Source organism: Haloprofundus halobius (genome assembly GCF_020097835.1).
GTDB classification, from domain to species: domain Archaea; phylum Halobacteriota; class Halobacteria; order Halobacteriales; family Haloferacaceae; genus Haloprofundus; species Haloprofundus halobius.
The window spans coordinates 454,015-465,686 of sequence record NZ_CP083666.1 but is presented as its reverse complement, the minus strand read 5'-3'; the positions used below and the strand labels follow the sequence as shown (position 1 = coordinate 465,686).

General features: G+C 66.7%; 10 protein-coding genes and 2 pseudogenes. 5 read left to right on the top strand and 7 right to left on the bottom strand.

Features of this window, described 5'->3' with window-relative positions; all coding sequences use genetic code 11:
* Positions 1–258: 258 nt before the first annotated feature.
* Both LAQ74_RS02460 and LAQ74_RS02455 read right to left on the bottom strand, forming a co-directional pair.
* A complete protein-coding gene (locus LAQ74_RS02460; protein ID WP_224334616.1) occupies positions 259–1,071 on the bottom strand; it encodes a hypothetical protein in 813 nt (270 codons plus the stop codon).
* 225 nt (positions 1,072–1,296) lie between these two features.
* A complete protein-coding gene (locus LAQ74_RS02455) occupies positions 1,297–2,145 on the bottom strand; it encodes a fructosamine kinase family protein (protein ID WP_224334614.1) in 849 nt (282 codons plus the stop codon).
* Between the two features lie 50 nt (positions 2,146–2,195).
* Here LAQ74_RS02455 and LAQ74_RS02450 point away from each other — a divergent pair, with 50 nt between their 5' ends.
* A complete protein-coding gene (locus LAQ74_RS02450; protein ID WP_224334612.1) occupies positions 2,196–3,152 on the top strand; it encodes a nucleoside hydrolase in 957 nt (318 codons plus the stop codon).
* A gap of 88 nt (positions 3,153–3,240) precedes the next feature.
* On the opposite strand, the gene LAQ74_RS02445 is transcribed toward LAQ74_RS02450, so the two are convergent.
* Positions 3,241–3,846 (bottom strand): translation initiation factor IF-2 subunit beta, encoded by a 606-nt coding sequence (locus tag LAQ74_RS02445; RefSeq protein WP_224334610.1) that lies wholly within the window; start codon positions 3,844–3,846, stop codon positions 3,241–3,243.
* A 201-nt stretch (positions 3,847–4,047) separates the two neighbouring features.
* On the opposite strand from LAQ74_RS02445, the gene LAQ74_RS02440 reads away from it, so the two are divergent.
* On the top strand, positions 4,048–5,658 hold the full coding sequence (locus tag LAQ74_RS02440) for a Kelch repeat-containing protein (RefSeq protein ID WP_224334608.1): 1,611 nt from the start codon (positions 4,048–4,050) through the stop codon (positions 5,656–5,658).
* A 27-nt stretch (positions 5,659–5,685) separates the two neighbouring features.
* On the opposite strand, the gene LAQ74_RS02435 is transcribed toward LAQ74_RS02440, so the two are convergent.
* The gene (locus LAQ74_RS02435; protein WP_224334606.1) at positions 5,686–6,753 is read right to left on the bottom strand and encodes a deoxyhypusine synthase; all 1,068 of its coding nucleotides are present in this window, start codon (positions 6,751–6,753) and stop codon (positions 5,686–5,688) included.
* A 113-nt stretch (positions 6,754–6,866) separates the two neighbouring features.
* On the opposite strand from LAQ74_RS02435, the gene LAQ74_RS02430 reads away from it, so the two are divergent.
* A complete protein-coding gene (locus tag LAQ74_RS02430; protein WP_224334604.1) occupies positions 6,867–7,349 on the top strand; it encodes a DUF7344 domain-containing protein in 483 nt (160 codons plus the stop codon).
* A gap of 94 nt (positions 7,350–7,443) precedes the next feature.
* Positions 7,444–8,154, top strand: coding sequence for a DICT sensory domain-containing protein (locus LAQ74_RS02425; RefSeq protein WP_224334602.1), 711 nt, complete (start codon positions 7,444–7,446; stop codon positions 8,152–8,154).
* 344 nt (positions 8,155–8,498) lie between these two features.
* Here LAQ74_RS02425 and LAQ74_RS02420 read toward each other — a convergent pair whose 3' ends face one another.
* Positions 8,499–9,266, bottom strand: coding sequence for a Nif3-like dinuclear metal center hexameric protein (locus LAQ74_RS02420; protein WP_224337347.1), 768 nt, complete (start codon positions 9,264–9,266; stop codon positions 8,499–8,501).
* Between the two features lie 43 nt (positions 9,267–9,309).
* Positions 9,310–10,728, bottom strand: coding sequence for a flippase (locus LAQ74_RS02415; protein ID WP_224334600.1), 1,419 nt, complete (start codon positions 10,726–10,728; stop codon positions 9,310–9,312).
* Positions 10,729–10,986: 258 nt separating this feature from the next.
* Between LAQ74_RS02415 and LAQ74_RS20565 the strand changes: the two are divergent.
* Positions 10,987–11,082 (top strand): annotated as a pseudogene (locus LAQ74_RS20565) (hypothetical protein); the annotation flags it as partial.
* Positions 11,083–11,178: 96 nt separating this feature from the next.
* On the opposite strand, the pseudogene LAQ74_RS20560 reads toward LAQ74_RS20565, so the two are convergent.
* A pseudogene (locus tag LAQ74_RS20560) lies at positions 11,179–11,556 on the bottom strand (formyltransferase family protein); the annotation flags it as partial.
* Positions 11,557–11,672 lie beyond the last annotated feature (116 nt).

Sequence of the window (11,672 nt, the reverse complement as noted above, 5' to 3'; positions counted from 1 at the left end):
CACGAGTCGGTCGGCGAGTCCGTCAGTTCGAGAGGTTCGAGAGATGTGTGCTGGTCCGTTCATTCGGTAAGAGGAAAGTAGTGTGCGAATCCCCGTCAATACACCGGGCGGTCGAGCAGAGACCGGAGAGGTCGCCGTGGGGTCGACGACGGGCTCCGCCCTCGTACTCCCCTTTCGTGGTCTATCGCACCCCTCGGAAATCGGCGGTCGGCTGGGGTCGGCGTCGTCGTCGGGCCGGCTCCGGCGGCCGAGGGGTCCTCAGTTCTCCTCGTCGCCCTCATCCGCCTCACCGTCGTCCTCGGGACTGACGTCCTCGCCGCTCGTGCCGTCTTCGAGCGTCTCTGCCATCTCCGCTTCCGCCTCGGCGACGGTCTCGGCGGTCTCGCCCGCCGTCTCGATTCGGTCGGCAGTCTCGCTGCCGCGCACCTCGATCAACTCGGCGACCGTCTCACCGGCCTGTGCGATTCGGTCGGCAGCCTTCCCGGAGACGCTCTCGACCCGGCCGGCAGCCTTCCCGGAGACGCTCTCGACCTGGTCGGCCGCCTCGTCGGTCCGCTCGGAGGCCTCGTCGGCGGCGGTGCGTGCCCCCTCGGCGGCGTCGCCGGCGAGTTCCTCGGGCGACTGCGACCTCGACCCCGAGCGCGAGCGCAGGACGTAGCCAACCGCGGCGAGGCTACCGATGAGGAGCAACCGCCGGAGACGGCCGCCCGACGACCCGTCGGCGTCGGTCCCCTGCGTCTCGTCGGCCCCCTCGACCGCGGTCGGGCTTTCGATTCGTTCCGCTATCTCCCCCACCTCTGTCTCGGTCAGTCCCGTCGACTGCTCTCCGGACGTGCCGCCGAACGGGACGAACCGCGAGGCGACGCCTCGGCCGCGGAGGGCGTACCCGGCCGCGATGCCGACGCCGAGGAGGAAGATGCCGGAGCCCCGGCGACCGCGGCGCCGGGGACGCTGGGTCACCTGTGACTCCGCTATCGCTTCCTTCACGGCCTGTTTGATGGGCTCTCGAACCGCGAGCGCCACCGACTCTGCGAGTAGCTTCCGTCGATTGTCCGTCAGAATTTCAGTCATTGGAGTGTAGTACAGTACACTCGTCAGATGGAAAATGGTTAGTACTGGTCGGATGAGAGTGAGTGACCGGTGGACGATGATTTCCGCGCGAGTGAGCAACTCTTTCGTTCCGCGCGTCGCTCGATGTCCACGAGCACTGTCCGCTCCAGCGAAGTATAGGAGGTCCCCAGAAGCGCTCTGCACCCTCGGGACAGTTCCTCTCCGAGTCAGTTCGTGTCCACCCGCTCAGTACCCGAGCCGCGCCAGCGTCTTCGCCAACGCGTCCGGATACCGCCCGTCGAACAGGTACACGTGAACCAGCAGCGGGTAGAGCCGGTAAACGAAGCGTCGGTGCTCGAAGAAGCCGGATTCGACGACGCGGGACTCCCGATACCGAGTGAAAAATGCGTCGCCGAAGGTGTCCGTCCAGTCGACGTACGCCAGTTCGACCTCCGGGTGCGCGTAGTAACACGCGGGGTCGAGAAACGCCCGAATCTCGTCGTCGCGGGCGAGGAGGTTCGTCGTCCACACGTCGCCGTGAATCAGTGATGGGGAGTCGGGTTCGGTGAGCAACGAATCGAGGTCCGCCGCAACGGCGTCGACACGCTCGCAAAGCGACGCCGAGAGCGACCCGTCGTCGACGGCGAGGTCGGCGACGTGTCGAAGCCGATACTCGCCGAAGAACTCGGCCCACGAGTCGGTCCACGGGTTCGGTTGGCGGACCGGACCGGTGAGCGTGTCTCGCGGGAATCCGAACGCGTCTGCGCTCACGTCGTGGAGTCGACAGAGGTGGTCCGCGGCGTCGCGTTCGGCCGCCGACGAGAAACTCGACTCACCGTCGACGTACGAGAGGACGAGCAAGTCGGGGTCCGCGTACAGGACCGCCGGAACAGGAAGGTCGCTCTCGTCGGCGAGATAGCGGAGCATGAACGCCTCCACGTCGAGGGGCGTCTCGCCGACTTTCGCGACGACCGTTCGGCCGTCGTCGAGGTCGACACGGTACACCGCCCCGATCATCCCACCGTCGAGTTCCCTCAGTTCGACCGGTTCTGCGTCGATCGCGGCGGTCAGTCGGTCGCCGAGCGCCGGGTCCATGGGTTCGAATACCGCGGGAGCGTTAAGGTCCCACCGACCGACTCGCCGACATGGCACGCCGACTCATCGTCGACACGGACACCGCGGGCGACGACACGCAGGCCATCCTGATGGCCGCGCTGGCCGACTCTCTCGAACTGGAGGCGCTTACTATCGTCGCCGGAAACGTCGAGTTCGACTACGAAGTCGAGAACGCGAAGTACACGCTCGGCCTCGCGGACGCGGCCGACGAAGTGCCAGTGTACGAGGGCGCGCGTCGCCCGCTGGTCAAGGAGTTCGAGCACGTAGACCACGTCCACGGCGACGGCGGGTTGGGCGGCGAACTCTACCCCGACACCGGAATCCCCTCCGCCGACGGCCACGCCGTCGACAGAATCGTCGAGACGGCCCGCGACGCTCCCGGCGAGGTGAGTCTCGCCTGCATCGGCCCGCTGACCAATATCGCGCTGGCGATCCGCCGCGAACCCGACCTGAACGACTTGCTCGACGAGGTGTGGGTGATGGGCGGTGCGGCGAACACGCTCGGCAACGACACGCCCGCCGCGGAGTTCAACTTCTGGGTCGACCCGGACGCCGCGAAAATCGTGATGGACGAACTCGACGTGAATCTCGTCGACTGGGGGCTGACGATTCGACAGGGGACGTTCGAGGCCGACGAACTGGAACCGTTCGAGGAGGCCGACAGCCCGTACGCGGACTTTTTCACGGCCATCACGAGCCACGCCCGCGAGTTCTCGGAAGAGCGCCTCGGCGTCGACGCGACGACGCAACCGGACTCGTTGGCGGTCGCCTGTCTCCTGAATCCGGACCTCGTGACCGAGGCGGGAACGTACTTCGTCGACGTCGACGAGCGAGAGGGGATGACCCGCGGCTACAGTCTCGTCGACGAACTCGGCATCACCGGCGGCGAACCGCGAACGCGCGTCGTCGAGTCCGTCGACGAAGCGGCGTTCAAGCGGATGTTCTCGGATATGCTGCTGCACGGTGACCCGGAGCGGTCGCTGTGAACGGGCGTCCATGCGGAAGCGACGAAAAGCGACTAACAGCGGCGAAAGGTGACAAAAAACCGGAAACGAGAGTCGCCGGTGTGCAGAGTTAGACGGGGCGGGCGAACGCGAGCGACCCGCTGATGTTGTAGACGGAGGCCTTCACCGTCTGGCCCTCCTGTGCGCCGGAGACGAAGACGGTGTACTTGCCGACTTCGGCGACGCCGTCGCCCTTTCGTCCGGTCCCGGTGATCTCGAACTCGTACGTCTTCCCCTCCTCGAGCGTCGGGGTGTTGCGCGAGGCCGAGGACGTCCGCTTCTGGACCGGGCGGAACGCGCCGCAGGCCTCACAGCGCAGCATCTCGACGCCGTCTTCGGTTCGGAGGACGGTGTCGGGGAGGCCGCACTCCGAGCAGATGACGAACTCGTCGGCGTACTCGCGGATGGCCGTGTCGAAGTCGGCGACGCTGAACGACCCGTTGTAGCGCGCGCGCTGGCCGTCGAACTGGCCGTTCGTCGCGAACTGGCGCTGAATCGCGCTGTGGAGGTGTTCGGGGTCGCGCGAGAGCGCTTCGGCGATGTCGCCGAGGTTCGTCAGGCGCGTGAACGCGCCGTCGGTCTCACCCACGGGGTCGGGGAACCGGAGCCGTTTGTCCTCGGTCGCTCGCGAGTCCGTCGCGTCCATCGCTCGGTTGAGAGATGATTCGTAGTTCATACGTGTTCGAGATGCCAAACACGTATAGGCGTTCCGTGTACCGCTTACCGTGGCGACCACTCACACTCGAAATCCGGTACGAGAGGGCCGATGTCGGTCGAACAGACGGAGACGAGTGTCGATCGGAAACGAATTTCGGGACAGCCGTGACTGTGGTGACAGAAATAAACTCATATCGTCCTCGAAACGAAAGGACCGAATGTGAGAGAGAACGACGACCAGGTCGACGAACGCGACGGAGCGACAGCGGCAAGTGAGCCCCAGCAGTCCTCGGGGGGCCGCTCTCGACGCCGGGTGCTAGCAATCCTCGCCACGGGGGCCGTCGGGGCCGGACTCGGGGTCGCGGCGCTCGACGGGATGGGCGACGAGTCCGAACCGTCCGGAACGACGGAGACGACCTCGGAGACCGAGGCGAACACCTCGTCGGAGACGGAGGCGGACACCTCATCGGAGACAGAGGGGACCGAACCGCAGACGTCCGCGGTCGCGACGACGTCCGGGTTGACCGAGACGGGGTCGTCGACGGGAACGGACGCGCCCGCCGACGGCTCCTCGGGTTCGTCGGACACCGACAGCTCTTCGGGTTCGTCGAACACCGACAGCTCTTCGGGTGCGGGCGAAACGCCGGGGACCGACACCCAGACCGAGACCGGAACCGCCACGGGGACGGCGACCGCCTCCGAGACCGAAGGTCCGGCGGAGACGACGACATCTCCCGGAACGGAGACGCCCGGCGAATCCGAGACCGCCACGGAGACGGCGACACCAACCGAGACGGGGCCGGAGTCGCAGTGGCGAAGCGAGACCTCGCTCCCGCAAGCACAGAGCGACGCGGGCGGTGGCGTCGTCGACGGCGAACTGCTCTACTTCGGCGGCTTCGACTCCGGTGTCGAGACGGTCGCGGTGAGTCGGACGTTCAGCTACGAACCGGCGGCGTCGGGCGGCGACGGCACGTGGAGCCGCGTCGAGGACATGCCGAAAGCCGTGTGGGGGCCCTGCGGTGTCGCCGTCGACGACCGGGTGTACAGTTTCGGCGGCGTGCTCACTCCCGACGAAGGTGAGAACGAGCCGACCGACGAGATATTCGTCTACGAACCCGGTTCGGGGTGGCGCGACCTCACCGCCGAGACGGGGGTCCGCTGTCCGTACCCGAACTGGGGAATGGGCGGGGTGTACGACCCCGAGAGCGGCCTCGTCTACTGCGTCACCGGCGGAACCGGCGACACGGAGGCGGAGACGGCGACGAACCACGGTACCGGCGGGACGACCCACTGGGCGTTCGACGACCACCGACTCTGGGCGTTCGACTCCGAGGCCGAAGAAGTGGTCGACCGGGGGCTCGCGCCGATACCGGAGGCGAAACGCTGGCCCGCCGTCGCGCGCGTCGAAGTGGACGGTCGAACGAAGATTCACGCGGTCGGCGGCGTCAAGAGCACCGCGGGGTCGACGGACACGAACTTCCGGTACGACCCCGTCGACAACGAGTGGGAAGAAGTAACGCCGACGCCGATACCCGGCCACTACGCCACCACCGACGACCCCGTCATCGACAACCAGTTGTACCTCTCGCACGGCCTGTTCCGCGAGGGTGGCGAATCGCCGTCTATCGACTCGTTCCGGTCGTTCTGCCACCGCTACGACCCCGAAGCCGACGAGTTCGACACCTCGCTACCGGACGACGACACGCCGCGCGTCGGGTGCGTCGACGGCGTCATCGACGGCCGCCTCTACGTCACCGGCGGCCACGTCAAACGCTACGACCAGGAGGGGTACCACGACTGCACGCCCGTCGCCTCGTCGTTCGAGCCCTGAACCGCGACCGAAAATCGCCGCGCGGGTTCAGTTTTCGATTCGCTCTCTGGCCGCCGCGACGAGAAGTGGCAGAAACACCGTCGCGTCGCCCTGCACGGTGACGTTCCGCGCTTCCTTCGTCAGCTTGCCCCACGAGCGCGCCTCGTCGAGCGTCGCCCCCGAGAGCCCGCCCGTCGAGGCGGGGTCCATCGTGATCTGAACCGCGTAGTCGTACGCGCCGGGGGTGACGAGCATCGTCTGCAGCGTGAAGTTCTTCGGGACGCCGCCGCCGACGAGCAGACAGCCCGCCCTGTCGGCGTGGTAGGCGAGGTCCGTCAGCGGCGTCATATCCTTCAACGCGTCGAGCGTGAACTCGGAGGTCTGCGAGTACATCCACGCCTGGAGCCCGAACACCGAGTCCTGCACGGCGGGGCAGTAGATGGGCACGTCGGACTCGTACGCCGCGGCGGCGACGCCCGCGTCCTCTTCGACGCCCTCGCGCTCGTTTACCTCACTATTTGCGCGGCCGAGTTCCCGGCAGAGGCGCTCGATACCGACCGACCCCTCCTCCTCCAGCGGTGGGAACACCTCGGCACGGAGGTGCGACTCGAACAACGCGAAATGTTCCTGCGGGAGATAGACGTTGTAGATGCGGTCGACCTCCTCGTCGCGTAGCGTCTCGTCGTGTTCGCGCGGCGTCTTCCCCTCGGCGTGTTCGGCCCCGTGGTGGTGTTTCCCGCCGATGGCTTCGATGGAGTCGTGGGTGAGGTTCGCGCCGGTCGTCACCAGCGCGTCGACGTGGCCGTCGCGGACGAGGTCGGAGACGACTTTCCGCATCCCGGTCGGCACCATCGCGCCCGCAAGCGAGAGGAACACCGTGCAGTTGTCGTCCGCCAACATCTCGGCGTACACGTCGACCGCCTCGTGGACTGCGGCCGCGCCGATGCCCGCCTTCCCGTACTCGTCGACGAGTTCCGAGACGGTCATCCCGCTGCGGACGTCGGTGTGGCCGACCGGGTCGTGGTCGAACTCCTCTCTGTGCGGTGGGTGGTACTCCGCGTGGCCGTCGTGGCCTCCTTCACCGTCGTGACCGTCGTCGCTTCCGTCCTCGCTCATGTCTCCCGATGCGACGGGGGGCGGTTTCAACCACGCGGTCCGTCATTCAACGGGACAGAATGTTCGATACTCTACACGAAAAGGACTTACACGTACTCGGACTACCGTCGCGCGTGGGTAGAGTCGAGAACAATCACGAAAACGCGGACGTCGCACTCGTCTCGGAAGCGACGGCTGTCGACGACGAGATGTTCACTGTCCTCGCGGACGAGCACCGACGGTTCGCCCTGTACGCACTCCTGCAGTTCCGGCGGTTGACGCTGGAAGAGCTGGCCGACATCGTCGCCGGGTGGACCAACGTAGACAGTTGGCGAGGGGTTACACGCGAGGAGCGGGACGCCGTCCTCTTGAGGTTGCGTCACGCACACGTCCCGAAACTCGAGGAGGCGGGGTACGTCGAGTACGACGAGGACGCCGGCGAGTTGTCGCTCGCCGCGCTCCCGGCGTCGCTGTACGACCTCGCAACGTACGCCCGGCGGCACGAGAAAGCGAGCGTCGGCCAACGAGGGCGGCTTGGTCCGACGACGAAAGACGGCGATACCGCGGAAAACGGTGCGGAGGACGCCACAGGCGACGGGAAGGACGGGGCGACGTAACCGCGGCGAACCGACCGCGATGGGGTGACTCCGACGGGCTCGACGGGCCGGATGACCCCGACAGCCCAACGGTCTACCCGAAACGGAGGCACCGATGACACTCGGACAGTTCATCTCTGCGGTGGCGGCGGAGCGAAAACAGCTCGTCGTGTACGCGGTCGACGACGCCGAGGTCCCGATAGAACAGTTCGAGACGCGGAACGTCTCCGTCGAGCGGCGCTCGCTTTCAGACGACGGACTCCCCGGCTTCGTCGTCATCCGCGACGACGACGGGTTCGCGGGGGCGTTGAGTCTCGAGGAGTTCCGGCACCTCGTGACGCCGCCGATTCGGCGTCCGTGGTCCGACGATATCGAGACGAGCTACCGCGCGCTGTTCGAGGTTCTCGACAACACGCTTTTCACGTCGTTCGATAAGCGGCAGATGGTCGCGGCGTCGCGCGAAATCGAGGAACGCGCGTGGCGCGTCGGTCACGGAACGCTCAGATGCGGGTTCCAGTCGTCCGACGCGCTTCGGAAACAGCGGCCGGTCTACTCGCGATTAGTCGGCGAGACCGACCTCGACCTCCACGTCTATCTCGCCGACGATCAGGAGGAGTGGCCGGTCGACGGCGTCACCCACCACGTCGAGTCGAGCGAGGAGATCGGGCGGACGTGGTTCGTCGTCTTCGACGGAAGCACCTACACGAGTGCCGCGTGCGCGATCGTCGCCGAGGAGGTCGAGGACGGCCAGTTCCGCGGCTTCTGGACCTACGACGAGGAACGCGTCGACGAGATGCTGTCGTATCTCACGTCGACGTACGGCTGAGTACGCGACGTACCGAGTGGGCGTCCTCACCCGTTCGAGTCGACGCAGAAACTTCCGAACGACGTGCGGTGACGGACGAACGGCGAGTGATGACGGACGAACGACTGGTGACCGACGAGAGAACGACCGTCGAGCGGGGCGAACGATACCGACCGCGGCGGGGAGCCGAACGTTTATCTGTCGGACTGGGACCACTCCGGCGCGTGACCTGAGCCATCGGCGCGGTCAGGGCAGTACGGGTGTACGACGACCCGGCCGCGTGCGGACGCCGTCGTCTGTTCGCCATCCGCTTCGAGCGACGGTGTCGTCGCGTCTCCGTCACACTCCGTCCCGTCGCATCGCGCTCACAGCCCCGTCGGGTGGTCGACGAACGTCGTCTCGACGCCCCAGTCGTCGAGTCGCGACGCGAGCGCACGGACGCCGAACGTCTCGGTCGCGTAGTGACCGGCCAGAAAGACGTGTATCCCGGCCTCGCGCGCCTCGTGGTACGCCTTCTGCTTACCCTCACCCGTCACCAGCGCGTCGACGCCGGCGTCGATGGCCTCGTCCAGCCAGTCGACCCCGCTCCCGGTGACGATGGCGACGTCTTCGATCTCGTCGGGGCCGAACTCGAGCACCTGGACGCCGCGGCCGCCCGTGTCGAGTTCGGCGTCGAGCGTCGTCGCCAGCTCCGTCGCGTCGAGCGACTCGCTCGCGCGGCCCCGCTGCCCGACGTGTTCCGAGCCGAGCGTCCCGAACGGTTCGCGGTCGACGAGACCGAGCAGGTCGGCGACGCCGGCGGCGTTGCCGAGTTCCTGGTGGCCGTCGAGCGGCAGGTGTGAGACGTACAGCGCCACGTCGTTCTCGACGAGCGGTGCGATTCGTCGGTACTGCGTGCCGGTCACGCGCTCGATTCCGCCCCACGAGAGGCCGTGGTGGGTGACGAGGAGGTCGGCGTCCGCGTCCGCCGCGGCGTCGACAGTTGCGACGGCGGCGTCGACGGCGACGGCGGCCCGAGTTATCTCGGCCTCCTCGGGGCCGACTTGGAGGCCGTTCGCGCTCGCGTCGATGTCCGCGTAGGCGTCGGTTCGCAGCGTCTCGTCCAATCGGTCCGTCAGCGTCGACAGGCGCATAGCCATAGCCGAACCGTGACCGGCCGACGGCTTGTAACCCTCGTTACGAGAGCACCGCCCGGAGTCGCTCTCGCACGTCGCGCTGGGCCAGCATCCCGCAACCGTAGATGACGACGCCGACGCCGACCAGCGCGACCACGCCGACGACGGTGTTCTGCGGGACGAACTCGCGCTGTTCGAGCAGGGTGATGGCTCCGCCCATCGCCAGCGCGACGAACACCTGCCACGCGACCCACCGCCACTCGACGCTCAGCGACAGGTCCTGTCGCAGATACCACAGTTGCGCGCCGACGGCGACGGAGGCCGTCGCCAGCGTCGCGACCGCAGCCCCGTACATCCCCATCGAGGGGACGAGCAGGAAGTTGAGTCCAACGTTCGCCAACACCGAAAGAACGTTCGTCCGGAACACCTCCTTCGGGCGGTCGATACCGAGCAGAACGTTCTCGGTGATGTACTTTACCGCCTGCGCCAACTGGCCGACCATGAGCACGAAGAGGACGGTCACGCCGGTCTCGAAGCCGTACAACACCGACAGCAGTTCCTCACCGAGGACCGCGACGCCGATGACCGCCGGGAGCACGAGCGCGATGGCGTACCCGATAGCCGTCGCGAACGTGCGTTCGATACCGGCGAGGTTCCCGTCCTCGTGCCACCGCGTCACCGCGGGGACGAGGGTCAGACCGATAGCCTGCGCGCCGATGAGCGAGATCCCCGTCAGCCGCCACGAGGTCTCGTAGATACCGACCGACGCTTTCGAGACGAAGAAGGCGAGAACCATCGTATCCGCCCACGTGTAGGTGAGGTGACTGATGTTCATCCCGATAGTGTAGCGGGCGAAGTCGATGAGTCGACGGACCGCCCTCGGTGTCGGAATCGCGAACCCGGCGTCGACGAAGTAAAACGAGAGCGCGGCGGTCACCACCATCGAGATGGCGGAGCCGTAGATGAGACCCATGAGTCCGTACCCCATCTGGAGAAACAGCACCGATAGCGCGACCCGCGAGAGTGTCCCGAGCGTCTCGAGTCCGGCGGTGACCGAAATCTGGTCCTCGCCGCGGAGCGCGCCGAACAGAATCCCGCGACAGGTGCCGAGTCCGACGAGGAGGAGCACGAGCGGCACGGCCATTCCGAGTTCGATGTAGTTCACCAACCGGTCGCCGAAGAGGACGACGACCGCGGTGACGACGGAGAACGTTCCGGCGGCGACGAGCAGCGCGGCCGTGAGATACGGGGCGCGTTGGTCGTCGGTCTCTGCCTGACTGATCCGCTTGACCGTCGCATCCGGGAGTCCGAGATACGACAGCAAGGTGAGAACCGAGACGACCGACCGGAAGGTGAAGTAGATCCCGAGCGCCGCCGCACCGAGCGCCCGAGCGAAGTAGATGACACTCAAGAACCCGACGAGACGGACGGTGATTCGTGCGACAAAGAGAGCGGCACCGTCGCGCTCAATGGAGACCACTGCCACCACCGAGACGACCCGGCCGAGAGGGGCCAGAAGCGCGCAGAGACATACGTTCGAAACCCGCGGAACGACCTTCGTTACGAACCCCGTACCGGGTGGCGGAGAGCGAACAGCACGTCTCTACGGAGAAGACCGTCCAAGAGGGCAGCACGTTCCCGAGTAGGCCGTCGTTACTCGAATCGTTACCTCGTGGCCGGGGAGAAATAATCTCGAACCGTCCGCGTCGGTAGTCCGTGAGTTTCGAGGCGGCGTCGCGTGACCGACGTCGACGCTCTCCCGGGGCGCGTCGACGCAGCGACGGTGGCGACGCCGTCGCCGACGCATCACGACGTCGGCACCGACCTGCTGTCGGCCGGCGTCGATATCACGGTCGAGAAACCGCTGACGCCCGACGCCGAGACGGCGTGGGACCTCGCCGGAGACGATAGCCGAGAGTGCGTCGGCGAACAGTTCCTCGGACGCCTCGTTCGCCCTCTCGTACACGTCGCGGGCGCGGTCGGTCTCCTCGATGGGGACGAACGCACGAGCGACGACGTCGCCGGCGTCGACCTTCTCGGCCATGACGTGCAGCGTCGTGCCGTGCTTCCAGTGGTCGTCTTCGCGGGCGTTCATGATGGCGTGGCTGAACACGTTGCTGCCGCGGTAGCGGGGGAGTTCGGCCTGATGGAGGTTGAGCGAGGCTTCCTCGGGGTGGTCCAGTAGTTCGTCGTCGAGGATGTTCGGGTAGTAGACGCTGACGAGGTAGTCGACGTCGTACTTCAGTACCTGACGCTCCTCCGAGAGCGGACGCGTCGGGTAGCCGAGCGACTCCGCGAGATCTGACACCGAACCCTCCCACCAGGTGTCGGCATCCGACGGGTAGGTGACGACGAGTTCGACGGAGACGTCGGGGTGATCGTGCAACTGGGTGAGACACGCTTCGCTGAGGGGATGGCTCCCGA